The organism is Candidatus Tisiphia endosymbiont of Piscicola geometra, assembly GCF_964026415.1.
Lineage (GTDB): Bacteria > Pseudomonadota > Alphaproteobacteria > Rickettsiales > Rickettsiaceae > Tisiphia.
Map to the genome: position 1 here is coordinate 608,907 of NZ_OZ032144.1, position 17,734 is coordinate 626,640.

General features: G+C 32.6%; 20 protein-coding genes, 1 tRNA gene and 1 pseudogene. 15 read left to right on the forward strand and 7 right to left on the reverse strand.

Going from position 1 to position 17,734, the window contains the following annotated elements:
- Nucleotides 1-6 precede the first annotated feature (6 nt).
- Nucleotides 7-1,029 (reverse strand): SAM-dependent methyltransferase, encoded by a 1,023-nt coding sequence (locus AAGD26_RS02815; RefSeq protein ID WP_341752144.1) that lies wholly within the window; start codon nt 1,027-1,029, stop codon nt 7-9.
- 242 nt (nt 1,030-1,271) lie between these two features.
- Here AAGD26_RS02815 and AAGD26_RS02820 point away from each other — a divergent pair, with 242 nt between their 5' ends.
- The 4 genes from AAGD26_RS02820 to idi are packed head-to-tail and all read left to right on the forward strand — an operon-like array spanning nt 1,272 to nt 4,954.
- Nucleotides 1,272-2,474, forward strand: coding sequence for a pyridoxal phosphate-dependent aminotransferase (locus tag AAGD26_RS02820; RefSeq protein ID WP_341752145.1), 1,203 nt, complete (start codon nt 1,272-1,274; stop codon nt 2,472-2,474).
- Nucleotides 2,471-3,103 carry a lysophospholipid acyltransferase family protein gene (locus AAGD26_RS02825; RefSeq protein WP_341752146.1) on the forward strand — a complete coding sequence of 211 codons (633 nt, stop codon included), beginning with the start codon at nt 2,471-2,473 and terminating at the stop codon, nt 3,101-3,103. Before AAGD26_RS02820 ends, AAGD26_RS02825 begins: the two co-directional genes overlap by 4 nt.
- Before the next feature lie 8 nt (nt 3,104-3,111).
- Complete coding sequence (waaA, locus tag AAGD26_RS02830) at nt 3,112-4,398, forward strand: lipid IV(A) 3-deoxy-D-manno-octulosonic acid transferase (protein ID WP_341752147.1); 1,287 nt, start codon at nt 3,112-3,114, stop codon at nt 4,396-4,398.
- Between the two features lie 4 nt (nt 4,399-4,402).
- On the forward strand, nt 4,403-4,954 hold the full coding sequence (idi, locus tag AAGD26_RS02835; RefSeq protein ID WP_341752148.1) for an isopentenyl-diphosphate Delta-isomerase: 552 nt from the start codon (nt 4,403-4,405) through the stop codon (nt 4,952-4,954).
- Nucleotides 4,955-5,326: 372 nt separating this feature from the next.
- Here idi and AAGD26_RS02840 read toward each other — a convergent pair whose 3' ends face one another.
- Nucleotides 5,327-6,364: an IS110 family transposase gene (locus tag AAGD26_RS02840; protein WP_341751256.1), complete on the reverse strand. Its 1,038-nt coding sequence runs from the start codon at nt 6,362-6,364 to the stop codon at nt 5,327-5,329.
- 298 nt (nt 6,365-6,662) lie between these two features.
- On the opposite strand from AAGD26_RS02840, the gene AAGD26_RS02845 reads away from it, so the two are divergent.
- Nucleotides 6,663-6,738: transfer RNA gene (locus AAGD26_RS02845), tRNA-Ala, on the forward strand.
- Between the two features lie 274 nt (nt 6,739-7,012).
- Here the strand turns inward: AAGD26_RS02845 and AAGD26_RS02850 are convergent.
- Nucleotides 7,013-8,515 (reverse strand): oligopeptide:H+ symporter, encoded by a 1,503-nt coding sequence (locus AAGD26_RS02850; protein ID WP_341752149.1) that lies wholly within the window; start codon nt 8,513-8,515, stop codon nt 7,013-7,015.
- A gap of 547 nt (nt 8,516-9,062) precedes the next feature.
- Between AAGD26_RS02850 and AAGD26_RS02855 the strand changes: the two genes are divergently transcribed.
- The 7 genes and pseudogenes from AAGD26_RS02855 to AAGD26_RS02885 all read left to right on the forward strand — a co-directional run bounded on the left by AAGD26_RS02855 (nt 9,063) and on the right by AAGD26_RS02885 (nt 14,835).
- Nucleotides 9,063-9,752 (forward strand): DUF2278 family protein, encoded by a 690-nt coding sequence (locus AAGD26_RS02855; RefSeq protein WP_341752150.1) that lies wholly within the window; start codon nt 9,063-9,065, stop codon nt 9,750-9,752.
- Between the two features lie 39 nt (nt 9,753-9,791).
- Nucleotides 9,792-11,174 carry a class II fumarate hydratase gene (gene fumC / locus AAGD26_RS02860; protein WP_341752151.1) on the forward strand — a complete coding sequence of 461 codons (1,383 nt, stop codon included), beginning with the start codon at nt 9,792-9,794 and terminating at the stop codon, nt 11,172-11,174.
- Nucleotides 11,175-11,269: 95 nt separating this feature from the next.
- Nucleotides 11,270-11,530 carry a type II toxin-antitoxin system RelB/DinJ family antitoxin gene (locus tag AAGD26_RS02865; RefSeq protein ID WP_341752152.1) on the forward strand — a complete coding sequence of 87 codons (261 nt, stop codon included), beginning with the start codon at nt 11,270-11,272 and terminating at the stop codon, nt 11,528-11,530.
- 90 nt (nt 11,531-11,620) lie between these two features.
- Nucleotides 11,621-11,803 (forward strand): type II toxin-antitoxin system YafQ family toxin, encoded by a 183-nt coding sequence (locus AAGD26_RS02870; protein ID WP_341752153.1) that lies wholly within the window; start codon nt 11,621-11,623, stop codon nt 11,801-11,803.
- 102 nt (nt 11,804-11,905) lie between these two features.
- Nucleotides 11,906-12,878 (forward strand): annotated as a pseudogene (gene ftsZ / locus AAGD26_RS02875) (cell division protein FtsZ); the annotation flags it as partial.
- 537 nt (nt 12,879-13,415) lie between these two features.
- Complete coding sequence (locus AAGD26_RS02880; protein WP_341752155.1) at nt 13,416-14,285, forward strand: TIGR01459 family HAD-type hydrolase; 870 nt, start codon at nt 13,416-13,418, stop codon at nt 14,283-14,285.
- Between the two features lie 427 nt (nt 14,286-14,712).
- The gene (locus tag AAGD26_RS02885; RefSeq protein ID WP_341752156.1) at nt 14,713-14,835 is read left to right on the forward strand and encodes a hypothetical protein; all 123 of its coding nucleotides are present in this window, start codon (nt 14,713-14,715) and stop codon (nt 14,833-14,835) included.
- Between the two features lie 84 nt (nt 14,836-14,919).
- On the opposite strand, the gene AAGD26_RS02890 is transcribed toward AAGD26_RS02885, so the two are convergent.
- Nucleotides 14,920-15,210, reverse strand: coding sequence for a type II toxin-antitoxin system PemK/MazF family toxin (locus tag AAGD26_RS02890; protein ID WP_341752157.1), 291 nt, complete (start codon nt 15,208-15,210; stop codon nt 14,920-14,922).
- A complete protein-coding gene (locus tag AAGD26_RS02895) occupies nt 15,210-15,500 on the reverse strand; it encodes a hypothetical protein (protein ID WP_341752158.1) in 291 nt (96 codons plus the stop codon). The genes AAGD26_RS02890 and AAGD26_RS02895 overlap by 1 nt, the downstream gene beginning before the upstream one ends.
- A gap of 126 nt (nt 15,501-15,626) precedes the next feature.
- Here AAGD26_RS02895 and AAGD26_RS02900 point away from each other — a divergent pair, with 126 nt between their 5' ends.
- Nucleotides 15,627-15,998 carry a hypothetical protein gene (locus AAGD26_RS02900; RefSeq protein WP_341752159.1) on the forward strand — a complete coding sequence of 124 codons (372 nt, stop codon included), beginning with the start codon at nt 15,627-15,629 and terminating at the stop codon, nt 15,996-15,998.
- Nucleotides 15,944-16,831: a hypothetical protein gene (locus AAGD26_RS02905; RefSeq protein ID WP_341752160.1), complete on the forward strand. Its 888-nt coding sequence runs from the start codon at nt 15,944-15,946 to the stop codon at nt 16,829-16,831. Before AAGD26_RS02900 ends, AAGD26_RS02905 begins: the two co-directional genes overlap by 55 nt.
- Nucleotides 16,832-16,838: 7 nt before the next feature.
- On the opposite strand, the gene AAGD26_RS02910 is transcribed toward AAGD26_RS02905, so the two are convergent.
- Together AAGD26_RS02910 and AAGD26_RS02915 are read right to left on the reverse strand one after the other, a co-directional pair.
- A complete protein-coding gene (locus tag AAGD26_RS02910; RefSeq protein WP_341752161.1) occupies nt 16,839-17,120 on the reverse strand; it encodes a type II toxin-antitoxin system YafQ family toxin in 282 nt (93 codons plus the stop codon).
- Entirely contained in the window at nt 17,107-17,370 is a 264-nt protein-coding gene (locus AAGD26_RS02915; RefSeq protein WP_341752162.1) for a type II toxin-antitoxin system RelB/DinJ family antitoxin, read from the reverse strand. The genes AAGD26_RS02910 and AAGD26_RS02915 overlap by 14 nt, the downstream gene beginning before the upstream one ends.
- A 66-nt stretch (nt 17,371-17,436) precedes the next feature.
- On the opposite strand from AAGD26_RS02915, the gene AAGD26_RS02920 reads away from it, so the two are divergent.
- Nucleotides 17,437-17,673 carry a DNA adenine methylase gene (locus AAGD26_RS02920; protein WP_341752163.1) on the forward strand — a complete coding sequence of 79 codons (237 nt, stop codon included), beginning with the start codon at nt 17,437-17,439 and terminating at the stop codon, nt 17,671-17,673.
- The last annotated feature ends 61 nt before the right edge of the window (nt 17,674-17,734 follow it).

Consider the following 17,734-nt stretch of genomic DNA (forward strand, 5'->3'; position numbering starts at 1 on the left):
GCTTCATTAATGGTTTTTCTTACAAATCACCATATAGTATTTATCATTTTTTTCTAGAGCTAATTCTTCACTATTTAATATGGTAAACTTAGTTTGACCTAAAGCTTTCTTAATATCTGCTATAGTAAAAATAAATTCTTTTCTCTTTAATGAAAGGTTTGTGACATTATCTATTGGTAAACAAAATGCAAAATATCCTAATGCATTAACTATAGAATAAATAGAATTAAAGTAATCTAATAGGTTCTTAGTAAAAGAAAGAGAGTTAAAACTCATTACTACATCATATTTATTAGAGTCGTGTTTAATAAAATCCGATATTGAAATTTCTAATAACTGATCATAAATATTGCCATATACGGTAACAAGCTTATTCATAATTTCTGAATTTTCAACACCGGTAAAAGTAAAGCCATCAGGAAAACGCTTTGTCACTTCATAACCCACTAAGCCTATATTACTACCTAACTCCAAAATATGGTAATTATCAGGTAAGTCTGTTATGTTATTCATAGTTGTACTTACAAAACTGTAAGGTAGGTATAGTTTATTATTACTACGAAATTTATTGCCATAATATTCAGCGGTAAGATTTTTATATTGATGCCAAATTTGCGGTGGAATCTCTGACAAATTATTATAATTTTGTAGAAAAGACGCTAACTTTATTTGATCAGCTTCAAAAGCTCTTTGTAGATGATACAAAGCTTTTTCATAGTTATTTTTTAAGAAATATGTCCAACCAAGCCAATAATTAGCTTGATGGTCGTTAGGAGAAAAAATTTTATCAACCAATTTAAGCCTTAGTATAGCGTCATTTAAGTTATTTTTATACAAATGTTCTATACCAAGATTAAAATTAGTTTCTTTTAAGTGTGTTACCTTATATTTTACATCGACAAAATAATTGATAGATGTAAAGATTTTCTCCCTATACCAAGATGGGAAATTCTTACTATAATTATAGTATAATTTTATTTTGTCTTTTATTGAGCCGTAACTGTTACGAATAATTTTGCTGCCGAACATAAATTGCTATAAATTTGATTTTTTAAACATATATTCATCATATGATAACATATATATCAAATGACACTAATACTTAATAGTAATAAATTATATAAAATAAATCATATTGTACTAAATTCTGCTTTCAAGAATTGTTTTTTTAACAATTATTAGTATAATACACCCCAATTTTGGATAAGAATTAACAAATTCTTATCCAAAATTCGCGTAATACGAAAATAATTATAAGGTTTTATAGAATCATGCCACTTATTGCTAAACGCTTAGATCTAATAAAACCATCTCCAACTTTAGCTTTAGTAAAAAAAACATTTGAACTAAAAAAGCTAGGTAGAGATATAATCTCTCTTGGGGCTGGTGAACCTGACTTTGATACGCTAGATAACATCAAAGAGACTGCCATTAAAGCGGTGCGAGATGGTTTCACAAAATATACTAATGTTGATGGTATGCCGGAACTTAAACAAGCGGTACAGAACAAATTCAAGTATGAAAATAATTTAGATTATGATTTAGATGAAATAATCGTGTCAAGTGGTGGTAAACAAGTAATCTATAATTTATTTATGGCCTCCCTTAACCAAGGGGACGAAGTAATTATTCCTAGTCCTTACTGGGTCTCATATCCAGATATGGTAATGTTAGCTGAAGGGATTCCAGTATTTGTTAATTGTGGCATTGACAGCAATTTTAAACTTACTGTTGGAGCTCTAGAGCAAGTAATTACCCAAAAAACTAAATGGTTAATTATTAATTCACCAAGTAATCCAACAGGGGCTGCATACTCTTACCAAGAGTTAGCAGATATTGCTGAGTTACTACGCAAATATCCCAATGTAAATGTTATGTCAGATGATATTTACGAGCATATTATTTTTGATGATTTTAAATTTTATACTTTTGCCCAAGTAGCACCGGATTTAAAAGATCGAATATTTACTGTTAATGGTGTATCAAAAGCTTATTCTATGACAGGATGGCGTATAGGATATGGGGCTGGTCCTAAATCATTAATTAAGGCAATGACTATTATTCAGTCACAAAGTACTTCTAACCCCTGCTCTATAAGCCAAATGGCAGCTATTGAAGCTTTAACTGGCACTCAAGATTTTATTAAACCTAATGCAAAAAACTTTCAAAAAAAACGTGACCTAACCTTATCAATTCTAAGTGATATCAAAGGTGTTAGTTGTGATAAACCAGCAGGAGCATTTTATCTATTTCCTAAATGTAATGAATTATTTGGTTTGAAAACTCCCACTAGTAAAATTATCAAAAATAGTAACGATTTTGGAGAATATCTGCTTGAAGAATGTAACGTTGCGGTTATTCCTGGTATTGCATTTGGTCTAGAAGGTTATTTTAGAATTTCATACGCAACTTCGATAGAAAATTTGGAGCAAGCATGCTCGCGTATAAAGAATGCTTGTAATCAATTAACGTGATAAAAAAAATCCTTAAAAAAAACAATTTTGTACTTAGTGTAGTTACTAAGTTATTGTATACTTATTTGAGAGTGGTTTATTTTACCTGTCGCTGGCAATTTGTTTTTTCAGATAATTACAATAAGCAAGAATTTTTGGCACAAAAAGGGGTGATTTTTGCTTTTTGGCATAATAGGCTGGCTTTCGGTCCAGGAATATTTGCTGGTCATAAAGATATTTATGCACTTATTTCTCCTCATTCGGATGGTAAAATAATTGGTAATATTGTCAATAAGTTTGGCTTTGGGGTAATAAATGGTTCGACTAATAAAAATTCCGTAACAGCTTTAAAAACAATTGTCAAAAAGTTACATAACGGTAGTAATATAGTGATCACACCAGATGGACCACGTGGACCTATTTATAAAATAAATAGTAATATTAACAAAGTTGCTCAAAAATATAATATAAAATTGATACCAGTTTCTTGTAGTGCTTCTAGATATTTTTTACTCAAAAGTTGGGATAAACTGATTATGCCTCTACCTTTTGGTAAAATAACAGCTTTTATAGGTTTACCGCTGGCTTTTGTAGGAAATGAAAACCAAGATAATATTAATTTAGCACAAGCATTAACAGGGTTGAAGTAAATCTATCTATGATCTATTTATACCATATCTTAAGTTTTCTACTTCTTCCAGTGTATTTCTTTTTATTAGTATTAAGAGTTATTGTTGGTAAAGAAGAGATAAAAAATATTGGTGAACGTTTTGCTATTGGGCATACACATACTAAACGAAACGAAACTTTAGTTTGGATACATGCCGCCAGTGTAGGAGAATCTATGATAGCTCTTACCTTGGTTGAAAATATCAATAATCTTTGGCTAAAAAGAACAATGCCAAGAACCGCCTTAAAATTTTTGGTTACTTCAGGGACTAAATCTTCTGCAAAAATATTACAACAAAAGTTACCTGTAAATGCCATTCATCAACTAATTCCTATAGACAATATTATTTTTGTTAAGAAGTTTCTTAGAAATTGGCAACCGAGTTTAGGAATCTTTATTGAATCAGAATTATGGCCATGCCTAATTAGTGAAGGAAAGAAACATTGTAAACTATTATTATTGAATGCACGTATTTCTGATAAATCATTTGAATCATGGAAAAAAATAAGTTCATTTTTTAGGTTAGTTACCGCTAGCTTTAGTGAGATTATTGTGCAAAGTAACCGTGATTTCCAAAAATTTACGCAACTTGGTGTAACAAATATAGTTAATTTAGGTAACATTAAATTTGCCAACAAAAAATTACCTGTAAATGAACAAGAATTAACAATTTTAACACAACATATGAGTGGTAAAAGAGTTATTGTATTTGCTAGCACCCACCTAGAAGATGAATCAGTATTACTTAATGTTATAAAACCAATAAAGCAACGATATCCAAATTGCTATTTTATTCTAATTCCACGCCATCCTGAACGTAAAAATGATATAGGAAAAGCATGTACTCAATTAAATTTAACCTATAGCATTAAGTCTGAACAAAACATACCTCTTCTGACTGATGATCTTTACATCGTTGATAAATTTGGCGAACTTGGATTGTTTTTTAGCATAGCGTATATCTCATTTGTTGGCGGTTCATTTAAACAAGGTGGACATAACGTACTTGAACCAGCATATTTTGCTAATTATATTATATTTGGACCAGATATGAGTAATTCTGCTAATATTGCTAATGAAATGCTTACTAATAAAGCTGCTACTCAAATTCGAGATGAAAACGATTTGCTGAATAAAATTGAGTATCTTCTATCTGAGACTGGTACTCAGATAGCTAAAGTTTATCAGGCTAATGCTTTGGAATTTGTCAATAAAAACCAACAAATTTTAGGTAATTATTTAAATATTATAGAAAAACACTTAGTGGGAAATTAGTGTTATGTTATACTCAGAACATGTGGTATTAGTTGATGAACAAGATAATATCCTTGGAATAGAGGATAAGTTAAAAGCTCATAATTCTAATACTCCATTGCATAGGGGATTTTCTGTATTTCTTTTCAATAGTCAAAAAGAAATTGTTATACAAAAAAGAAGCTTACTCAAAAAAACTTGGGGTGGATTTTGGTCAAATAGTTTTTGTGGACATCCACAAATTAACGAAACTTATGAACAGGCGGTTTATAGGCATGCAAAATTTGAATTAGGTTTAGTAAATCTGCAGAAAGTATATTTTATTGCTAATTATCGTTATAAATTTGCTATAAATAATATTGTAGAAAATGAAATATGCCCGATATATTTAGCTTTATCAGATGATATTATTAAAATAAATGAACAAGAAGTAGCAGAAGTAAAATTATTTAAATGGCAAGATTTTAAGTTATACATAGAGGAATACTCCGAAAATTTCTCCCCTTGGTGTAAGGAAGAGGTTAAAATATTAGAAAATAACGAAATATTCAAAAAATTTATGGATTCAGCTCTGTAACTATAGTATAAAACTGAACTATGGCTAACCCGACTAATATTTAGCCAAATTCACAAACGTCATATATGGACGCCAATAAAAACACAAGTAAAAAAACAAAAAATAGTAGAAAAAATGAAGCAGTCATATATTCGGCATCAAAGTGCCATAATGGTTTCTGCATTCTGCTAAGATCCTGGAGAGATACACTCATCGCGGCGGTATCAAAGTACCATGACGTTACAACGGATTTTATCCAAAATGCTTATTTATTATCTCCTCAACTTATCGTTTTTATTTTTTACTTTGTTTTATTCATATTACTTATCAATTTTTATAGCACGCCACTAACCACCTAGCAACTTTATAACGTAAATTTGCACCAAATAACTATTATAGTACCTGATAGTTGCTATTACTTATCAAACAACCATAAGTTATTCTAGCTAATTTATTTGCTATGGCTACTGCCATTACATTAAACGATTTCCCTTTTTCTTTTAACCTTTCGATAAATTCTGATAACTTCCCTTGAGGCGGATTCTTTTTATAACTTCTCATTAATAAAGACCTTGCTCCTTGTATTAGCATTGTTCTTGCATATCTATCACCTTGTTTGGTTATTCTACCTAAAATAATCTTACCACCAGTGGTATTTTGTTTCGGTACAAGCCCCAAAGATGCGGCAAAATCCTTAGCAGAATCATATGCTTCAACCGGTTTAATGCTTAAAATACTTGCATTAATTGTGCCAATTCCTGGAATAGTTTCTAAAATTTTTGCTTTCTCAGAACACCTATTTCTTTCTGCTATTTCTTTATCTAACATTTGTTCCCGTACTATCAATTGGCTAATCTCCTTACAATCAAGCAACATTTGAACAGCAATAGTTTTGTTAATAAATCCCTCTTCTAGTGCAAGATTTACAAAATTTTGACAAGTTTTGGCAAATGTAGATTTTCCACATGTTACCAAATAGCCAAGCTCAAATAATGAGGTAATCAGAGCATTACTGCGCTGAATCCTTTGTTGTATTATATTCTGCCTTGCTTTATGCAGGTAAGATATTTCTTGCTCTACCACTGTTTTAGCTTTGACATGCATTAAATCCGGATCACAGGATGCTTTGCAAATTGCAATTGAATCATTAATATCATTCTTTTGACGAATTTTTGCATATGCCTTTACATCTTTAGGTTTAAGTAATATTGCTTTATGCCCCATTGATTCAAGCCTCTGAGCCATATAATGAGCTCCACCACAAGCTTCAAATACAAAAGTTTCTGACTTTGGAAACATTATTGATAAATTTTCAAAAAAGCTTTTTCTATCCATTGCTTTTTTTAATACAACTTTATTTTCTAAATTTATTGCAGCAAAATGTAATTTTCTTTTTGCCAAATCAATTCCTATTACCTTATAATCATTCATGGTATGGACCTCATAAAATTATTAAAAAAATACAAACCTATTTTAGGTTTTGGTTCTTTGATATTTTAATATCATTTGAAACCGTTGATAAGTTTTTTTTCTTTCTTATCATTGGCGTCCATACCATCATTGCGAGTAGCTACTTTAGTAGCGACGAAGCAATCCATAAAAGTGATTAGCAATGGATTGCTTCGTCGGCTTCTGCCTCCTCGCAGTGACACCAGTTTACTATGGCTAAATGCTAAGCGGGTTAGCTATAATGAGTATACTCACCGCAAAAGAATATATAGGGTATTTAGGGGTCATAGCTCAGTTGGTAGAGCGTTTGAATGGCATTCAAAAGGTCGGGGGTTCGATTCCCCCTGTCTCCACCAAATACCTCCAACCTTTCAAAGGTTTTTATAATTTTTTATCTATAGAACAAGAATTTTCAGTAATACAATAGATCTCCTTCGAAACTCTACTTCTGCTGGTGATTTGGACAATGATGCGGTACTCGAATCCGTAACGGAATTAGAGTATACTCGGTGAACTTCAAGAAGAGCTAGGAGTGTCAAAGTCGAGCAGCGGAGCGTACATTAGTACGTGAGCAGCGGAGATCTTTAGACACGACAACGCCAATTCTTGAAGTTCACCGAGTATATACCATTACTTACGTTGGCGTTTTTGGTCTACTTTTTCTGTACTCGTCTGTGCTATAACTTTATTTACAAACAGATAGCAAGGTAAAAATAAGAGTGCTAACCCTAAGTTAAACGTTGCTATCTTTAAGAATCCTTTTTTATATATCTCTAAGGACTCTAGACAATCTACTTCCCCATTTATGGAAGGGATTGACATGAACTTCGATATTAAAATTCCTGCTAAATTAGCAAATGCTGCAAATAACATTATTATACCCATTACCAAGCCTTTTAAGTGTTTAGGTGCAAGTAAAGTTGCTTGTTCTTGTATTAATGGTCCTATACATAGTTCTCCAAGCCCTATAAATGCTATACCACTTACTAAGTATAGTAATCCTATCTTTCCTTCTATATTTGCATTTAAACATCCTATATATAATATAAAAAAGCATATAGCCATGGTAGAAATACCAAAAGCAAATATAGGAGTGGCATATTTTTTATCAAATTTCATATATGCCCCTAATAGAGAACCAAATATTATAATTGAAAAAGGGTTTATTGCTTGAAAAGCAGCAGGTGGAATTGTTAAACCCAATATTTCATTTACAACATTTCTTTGAGTAAATAAGTTGACTAGTGAGCCAAGTTGCATTTCTAATGCAAAAAAACACATAAAAAATGTAATTAGTATTAATAATACTGTTAATCTTTTTCTTTGTAGTGGCGATGATTTTACTATTATGTAAATAAATATACCTAAAATTAGAATACCACACAAAGCAAGTATATTAGCAAAGAACTCACTTAATATAAGCATTCTAGCAACTACAAGAGCAAAAAGAAGGCTAGCTATCATTAATATAGTAAAAATATTTAACCCTAGTATTTTCTTATTCATCAGTTTTGGTCGTGGGGAAATACCATTATCTCCTAACAAATGTTGAAATTTGATAAAAATAGTAAGTCCTAAGATCATACCACCCCCAGCTATACCAAAACCATAGTGCCAACCATATAAATAAGCTATATAACTACATGATATGGATGCCATGAATGATCCTAGATTTACACCTACATAAAATAAAGTAAATCCTCTACTTCGTTCTGGGTCGTCTTCCTTGTAACATGAACCTAACAAATTAGTTATATTCCCTTTAAACATACCAGTACCTACAGCAATTAACGCCAGGCCTATATATATTAGCTCAGACTCCAATTCAACTAAAGTTAAGGACAGGTGACCAATAGTGATAATGATACCGCCAAGTAGTACCATACTACGAAATCCTGTTAATTTGTCAGCGAGGAAGCCGCCAAGCACAGGACCTGCATAACCAACCGATGCAAATAATGAATAGATGGCATAAGCTTTTGCATCTTCATACCCTAGACGGGAAGTCAAGAAAAGCACTAAAAGAGACCTCATCCCATAATAACTAAACCGCTCCCACATTTCAACAAAGAATAGTATTATTAAAAATTTGGGAACCCTCGTTGAATTTGGTACATTTAAAATTGTACTCATAAAACACCTACAATATAATGTTAGAATTTGAATGTTATATGAAAGTAGGTCATTCTAAGGTCAAGCCAAAGAACTTACTAAAACTTAATAAGATTCTTTAGCACACACGTCAAACGACAGCACTTTTCAATAACATTTTTTAAAAATTCACATAAATTAAGCGAGAAAACAAAAAATCGCGGTTAAATTATGTGTTATTAAATTAAGAATTAAAGCTTTTTGGAAAAATAGAAATAAGGTGATTAGCACCAATACATGTGAAAATGATGAGGATATGCGGCAAAAGGAAAGAAGATAGAATTTTCGTTAGTATTTTTAACGATTATTGATAATCGAGGGTTTTTTAAATCATCTGATTCTTTTAACATAAAAATAACCTATAATAGATAGAAAATGTTATGCCATATATTTAATATGACATATTTAGTATAATATAGTAGGAAAAAGAGTCAAGTAATTTAAATATAAAGAATTTAAAATACGGTAGCATTTCACCAGCTTCTATAGTAGAATGAGCAAGTTTACTCTGTATAAAAAGGTTATTAGTATGTTAAAAAATTATTCGTGTTTAAAGGGAATCGTATCACAGGATTTAGAAGATCATATAAAACATACAATGACTCATCATAATCTTATAGTACAAGCTAATGGATTAGACTATCAAGTAAATATAGACACTCAGTCCGATTCGATACCTAATGTTAAGGTGTACTATACCGATCAGTTTAGTAATGAGCTATTAACTAATTTAGATAAACTAGGAAATGAAGGATTATTTAGTTTGGATAAGTTACCTTACACTTCTAGGCTTGATTATCTTCGTAGTGAAATTTTAAAAGTAGCTGATTTAAAGAATATGCTACCAAAATCATGGCAAGAAATATCAGCTTTGTTAGACCAATATCTTATATGTGGTACAAAAGTGTGTATTTTAGGTGAATCGTATTATGATAGTGAAACAATACAAGAGATACCTTATGGCTTACATCTAAGACAAACATATAATCATCTACCTCCTAGAGGTATACATGATATACATATGAACCAAGGTACTTCTTTAATGATGCCGCAAAGTGCAAGTAATGGTATTTATCAAGATGGAGCTATATTTGTAGAAACGCCTAATAATGCAAATAAAGCTTTCTTCTTTAAATTCACGGAGCAATCTTTGGTTACTGATGATGACGGTAACCCTCTTGATGAACAAGGTAAGTCAAAAGCTTGGGCAGATGAATAGGCTCTTAATACAGATAGGTAGGAAAAGGAAAAGATTGTTATGAAAAATTATAGAATTGAAACTGATTCATTTGGAGAAATTAAAGTAGATGATCAATTTTACTGGGGTGCGGGAACTCAAAGGTCTCTTGAAAATTTTAAGATAGGTAATCAAAAAATGCCTATCCAATTGATTAAGGCATTGGCAATTTTAAAAAAATGTGCAGCAAAGGTCAATAGGGAATTAGGTGATCTTAAGCCTGAAATAGCAGAAGCAATAGATCAAGCTACCACTAGAATATTAAATGGGGAATTTGATGATCAATTTCCTTTAGTAGTATGGCAGACTGGTTCTGGTACTCAAACTAATATGAATATCAACGAGGTAATAGCTTCTATTGGTAATGAGCAATTAGTAGGCAAGAAGGGTGGTAAGTCACCAATTCACCCAAATGACCATGTAAATATGGCTCAATCATCCAATGACTCCTTCCCAACTGCTATGCATATAGCAACTGTATTGGCTAGTAAACAACAATTAATCCCAGCATTAACCAGTCTGCATTCAGCGTTAAATACTAAAGCTACAGTTTGGAATAACATAGTTAAGATAGGACGCACTCATTTGCAGGATGCCACGCCAATAACGCTTGGGCAAGAATTCTCTAGTTATGTAACACAAATAGCATATGCCATAGAACGAGTTGAAGAATCACTCAAAAGAGTATATTTTTTGGCACAAGGTGGAACTGCAGTAGGTACTGGTATTAATTGCCGTAAGGAATTTGCGGTAAAATTCTCTGATCAAGTTGCTGCATATACTAATCATCCTTTCAAAAGTGCTACTAATAAATTTGAGGCATTAGCTACTCATGATGCATTAGTAGAATTTTCTGGTACCCTAAATACTATAGCAGGGAGTTTAATGAAAATTGCCAATGACATTAGATTGTTGGGATCAGGACCAAGATGTGGTTTTGGTGAATTACATCTACCGGAAAACGAGCCTGGTTCTTCAATTATGCCAGGTAAGGTCAACCCAACACAAATTGAGGCATTGACTATGGTTTGTGTGCAGGTTATGGGAAATAATCTTACAGTAACTATAGCCGGATCAAATGGTCATCTAGAACTCAATACCTTTAAGCCAGTGATAATCTATAATATTTTGCAGTCAATAGAGTTAATTTCTTCTAGCATCAATAGTTTTGTTACGCATTGTGTTGAAGGTTTAGAGCCAAATATAGAACGTATTGATAAGCTGAGAGAGCAATCGTTGATGTTAGTAACAGCATTAAATCCACATATAGGTTATGATAATGCGGCAAAAGTTGCAAAAAAAGCCTATCAAGAGGGGATAACTTTAAGAGAAGCGGCTATAAAATTAAATTTTTTATCAGGTGATGAGTTTGATAGCTTAGTGGTAGCAAAAAATATGGTATGATATAATGGGCAGATGAAGTCTTGCAAGAAGTCTATTGACATATATCACGATATATGTCAATGTTACGTACCTTATATGTATAATAAGGGGGATTTATGGATAATGTTGACATTAGGCTACGTATTTCTTCAGAAATTAAGGATGAAGCAGAATTAGTATTTCATGAGATGGGTATGACATTGTCTGAAGCTATCAGGATATTTATAAAGCAATCCATCAATTCTAGAGGACTACCCTTTAGACCGCATGTAAAAAAGCCAAACCTTGAAACTTTACAAGCATTTAAAGAAAGTGAAGAAGGTGATTACACTAAGTCTTCCTTGACTGAATTTAAACAATCTTTAAATATTGACTAAAGTTGAAACAGATTATACAGGTTACAGTTTTTAAGCGTGACTTAAAGCGTATTGTTAAAAGAAATAAAGATTTAAAAAAAACTATATAAGGTGGTAGAAATATTGGTACAAGGTATTCCTTTGCCAAGTAAATATCGTTCACACAAATTAATTGGAAATTATGGTTCGAAATATGAATGTCATATTGAACCTGACTGGCTTCTTATTTATGAAATAACTGATGACTTAGTTATATTACACCGCAGTGGTACTCATGTTGATTTATTCGAGTAATTTAAAACAACTCTTAACTATAAGAAAGGTTATTTTATGGTAGAAATTTTTGGATTCTTTACTATACTAACAACAATTTAACTTAACAGGTAGAGTATTATTATGGCTTTACATTTCAAAGCACCAGAGAATATAGTTCTTAAACCAGTTATTACAGTATTTGGTGTTGGGGGAGCTGGTGGTAATGCGGTAAATAATATGGTACTTGCAAAATTACAAGGAGCAAATTTTGTTGTTGCTAATACTGATGCACAATCACTGGAACATTCTTTATGTGATAATAAAATACAGTTAGGAGTTGCTATTACTAAGGGTCTTGGAGCTGGTGCATCTCCAGAGATTGGTGCTTTAGCCGCTGAAGAATCAGCTAACGAGATTAAGGGATACTTAGAGGGTAGCAATATGGTGTTTATCACTGCCGGGATGGGTGGAGGCACTGGTACAGGCGCTTCTCCGGTTGTTGCAAAGATAGCCAAGGAACTAGGAATTCTTACTGTCGGAGTGGTAACTAAGCCTTTTCATTTTGAAGGAAAACATAGAATTAGAACTGCCGAGCAAGGTTTACTAGATTTACAGAAATTTGTTGATACTTTGATAGTAATACCGAATCAAAATTTATTTCGTATAGCAAATGAGAGTACTACATTTGCAGATGCCTTTAAAATGGCAGATGATGTATTACATGCTGGAGTTAGAGGGGTTACTGATTTGATGATCATGCCAGGGCTTATCAATCTAGATTTTGCCGACATTAGAACGGTGATGAGCGAAATGGGTAAAGCTATGATGGGTACAGGGGAATCCTCTGGCGAGGATAGGGCAGTTAAAGCTGCTGAAGCAGCTATCTCTAACCCATTATTAGATCATAACTCAATGCGTGGTGCTAGGGGGGTTTTAATTAACATTACTGGTGGTACGGATATGACATTATTTGAAGTTGATAGTGCTGCTAATAGAATTAGAGAAGAAGTAGGTGATAGCGATGCTAATATTATTTTCGGCTCTACGTTTAATCCAGAATTAAATGGTGTTATTAGAGTATCGGTAGTTGCTACTGGTATCGATGCTGATCACTCAATAAGTAGCAAATCCCAACCTATTGAATTAATAGCAAGTACTACTACGAGTTCTGAACAGATGGATAGTCAGTCCAATTCGATAGAAACAACAATATTAGAAGAAATTCCAGATTTTGCTCAATATACTGGTGAAAAGACTAGTTTAGTGGATTCTGAAACACAACATTTAAATTTAAGTGTTCAAGCAACATCAATTGATATGCTAAATCAGCAAACTATAAGCAGTAATGATGCAAAATCATCTTTACTAAGTAGAATGTGGAATTCACTCAGATCTAATACTACTCAAACTCAGGAGCAAATAAAAAAGCCTACACCACCTATTCTTCAGAAGGATAATGTAGAAGTTGATATCCATGATATTCCAACCTTTCTAAGGAAACCAAAATAATTTGTTAACATAATTTATTTTTTTATGAGAGATTTTTTTAGGGTAGGCTTTTAAATTACCCTACAATTTTCAACAAATATATTTTACTAAAAATATTTATTGTCTATTATCATCAGATTATCCTATAAGTATAGTGTGCAAAATGACCAAACTAGATTTTAGACATATTTCATCTGTAATAGATGATTATGATGTTTTTTTATTTGATCTTTGGGGAGTGGTAGTAGAAGGTAACCAAATTTATCCCGGAGTAGTTGACAATATTAACAAGATACTTACACAACAAAAGAAAGTTTTTTTTGTTACTAATGCCCCACGCAATACATTTTCCTTATTTACTAAAATTAACAGCTGGGGCATTAACGCAACGAAAGAAATGATTATTAGTTCTGGTGAAGTAGCAATTGATATGATACTAGAAAGTGATAAAAGATTTGGTATAAAAAATCCTATAGTTTATCATCTTGGTCAAGAAAGTAACGATCTTATGGATGGATTACAGACACCTACTACCACAAACATAAATGAAGCTAATATTTTGCTGTTAACGCTTTATCGTGATGAAGAAAAAAATTTAAATTTGGATGAGTTTGACGATTTATTAAAAACTGCAGTTAAAAGAAACATGGTTAGCATATGTGCGAACCCAGACCTTGGAATTAGACAACAAGGAATACAGAGATATTGTGCTGGATACTTTGCTGCAAAAATAAAACAATTTGGTGGTGAAGTAATTTTTACCGGCAAACCCTATATAGAAATATATCATAAAGTATTAACCCAATTACCAAATATTGCATTGGAACGTATTCTTATGATAGGCGATACTTTCTATACTGATATTTTAGGAGCGAATAAAGTAGGAATTAATTCAGCTTTAGTATTAACAGGTAATGCTACAAAGTTTCATAACCAGTATCATACTATTGAAGAAAAAATGTACCATTTGGAGATTGCAGCAACTGAGCAGGGAGTAATGCCAAATTTTGTTATTCAATTGACTGCAGATTGACCCAGATACTTGAATACTTTGAAGAATTGGCTCTTGCAAATACTTGCGGGGTATTCGCCACAACTGTTGAAAGTTAAAAAAACATCTATTAGCGAGAAGACCGTAGGTCGTACATGTGAGTAGACCTAACCAATTGCTTGGTTAAGCTCCTCCTCAGAACCGGACATGCAGAGCTACCGCAATCCGGCTTCCGAAAGGTAAGATAGGCTACAAGCCTATCTTGTTGGTTTTAGAACATTGAAATGGTCTTCCACTTGATTTGGAAAGTCAACCCTTTTGAGTATTTCACCTAATCTTTGCCAAATGACCCAACAGGACAATATACCGCCGCTGCGAAAGTACGCGAATCTTTACAACAAGGTAAATGGCAACTAACATCTGAAAAAAGAGTGTCTATTATACTTTCCCTACCAAAGATGGTCGGTATTTGCCGGTTGTGGCAAAGGATGGTAAAATATTAAAATTTGATTTGCTAGAATTAAATAACCCTAAAGCTTTAGAGCAACAAAAGCAAAGAGTATTACAAATTATCTCTGAGTATCCACAATAATAATTAATACGATGGAAAATGATGACAACTTTGCCACCCTCCCTTTACGTCATTTTAAGCCTAACCACAACTTAAGACTAGTATTTAATTTAAACATTTCATTAGGTGATAATTTACCAATTTTTGGGTAATTTTTTGGGATTTTATAGAGACAATTTTATCAATCATAATCTGAGATACTGATGCAAGACCAGTTAACTTATCAGGCACTAATACAATACGAAATAACGGTGAGTCTATTAGATGGGATGTTATAGGACACACTACGACACTAGCATGAGTCGGATTAAACAAGTCAGATTGAATAACGACAGCAGGTCTTGGTTTACCATAATCTCCATTTAAAGCACAAATTACAATATCCCCCCTTTTCATTAATGATTCCACCCTGTATGGTCACTATTCATTTCCCATAAATCAGCATCTGGATTTTCTTGTTTATTAGCTAATAATGATTGCCTTCTAGCTTCCTCAACTATATCAGGATGTTCCAGTTGTTCAAGATACATACGCACTGCTTCAATAATTAAACAATTTTTATCTTTGTGTAAATTTTGAGCTGCTGTTTCAAGTTTTTTACTTAATTTTGTTTCCAAGCGTATAACAGTTGCAACGCTTTTGGTCTTTGGTTCTAAACGTATACTAGTTGTAATGCTTCTGGTCATTTCTTACCTTCTTCTTTAAAACTATTACCTATTACGATAGTATTGCATATTAAATTGTATTTTTCCAGTTTATTATTTATCTATTTTTGTAGGAAAATAATTGTGTTTTGAATACACAATTTTTCATTGACTTTTGTTAATATTATACCCGATATTTTACTAGAGGAAGAAGGCAAATTACAGCAATTACATCAGGAGCATATTAATAACCCGGAGTTTCAGGAATATTTGATAGCAGTAAAACAATTAGATCAGCAAATTATCAATAATTTACGGCATCAGCAATGGGAAACTAAAGGCTATGATTTATCGCCTGAGGAGTTATATATAGCAAGAAAACAGCTAGAGGAAGGCAAACATATAAATCTTGAGAATCCACAAGAAGCTGAATCTTTTTACAAGTTAATAAGCCCTTTAACTTACTATATCATAATTTACAAACTTTGCTTAATAGATATGGGATTAATGAAAGTAATTGGCATCTTTATCAGCATTTAGTACAGCAAATAGACAATAAGCCATATTTAATACCTGATATGGCACTACTACCTGATCATTTACTAGAGCAACATTTACAACAACAAAGTGGTAAAAGTACAATTAGTAGTCTCGATATAACTAGATTCAAGCAAGATTTGACCAATAATTTACGAAGATATTTACTTGATCGGGTTGATACAGCTATTGCCACTCCCCATACTGCCGAAAGAAATGCCGTGTTACTCGGCAATTTAGGTATTAAAGCAGGTTCGCCAGCTGCCGCAGTGATTCAGTGTATAATGCAATTCAAAACTTTTGCCTATACTTACATTACTAGACCGTTAAAATCAGTAACCATCGATCAGATACCACTTCATCAACAAGTAGGTAGTGGCAATTTATTGGATTTAGCAACATGGAAGGATATTGCTAAAGCAATGAGAAACCCAACTACTATTAAAATGTTGTTTCAATTATTACCGGGTTCTATAGGGCTTGGTTACTTATCAATCAATGCCAAAAGGTTGGTAGAAGGGAAAGAATGGATTGCACCAAACGAAGAAGGAGTATTTATGGCATCCTTATTACAAGGTGGTGGTCTTGGATTATTTGGGGATTTTTTCTTTAATGAGTATGATAGTTATAATAATCTGCTTAAAGCTTTAGCAGGAACTATGGGTAGTGATATTATTGATTTTGGCACAATACTTACTTTAATCAAAAATGGTGAGTTGGATAAGGCAGAAAAGTTGCTTAAAAAATCCCTTCAAAGAAACATCCCGGGTAGGAATTTATTCTACCTACAACCCGCTCTATGTGGTTTCCATGACTGTCATAACTTGAATTGGTAGGAGAAAATTATAGACCAAGTTCACCATGTGAGCCAAGGCGAACTAATTCCAGTGTGTTAGGATTCGTTTTCCGATAGATAAGCACAAGATCAGGTTTAATATGACAATCTCGATGATCTTTCCAGTCACCAATTAGAATGTGATCACGCATACGCTCAGGTAATCGTGCATTCATAGCTAATAACTCAATTACCTTTAATAAATCATTATCTAAAGTTAGACCATGTCGTTTACGCTTCTCCCGCTTATAGTCCCGTTTAAATTGTATAGTACGTTTAATCGCTCGCATTCAAATCAGCTAACAAATTATCTATACTACCAATAGTTATTAGGTTACCACTTCGTGCAGCTTTCATAGCCTCAATTGTTTTAGCATTTGGTACAAGTGGTTCAAAAGGTAGAACTTTCTCACGAGCAATACGGATTAGAAGCATACGAAAAGCATCTGATACAGTAAGACCCATAGTTGCTAATACAACAGATGCTTCCTCTTTAATATGCTCATCAATACGAGCCCGAACAGTAGTATTAACAGACATAACAATTTTCCTTTTTATAGTTTATGAGCTACATTGTAGCCCAAAGCCTATAAAAAGTCAATTAATATGAAAAAATATACAAAATTTGATTTTACAGAAACAGACCAAATAAAACTTTATCAAAAATGCAAAGAATTAAACGATAAAGGGGTGTATTTTATGCTTTCAAATTCCAATATCCAGTTTATAAGGCATATGTACAAAGATTTCTATATAGAGATTATAGAAGTGCCTCGTACTATCAATTGTAAAGTTGATGGAAGGAAAAACGCAGAAGAGGTTTTGATTAGGAGCTATATTTAGGTAGTTACTAATCGAACTTTATAGTTTCAATTTAACGGATATTGATTAAAAACTCCAACGA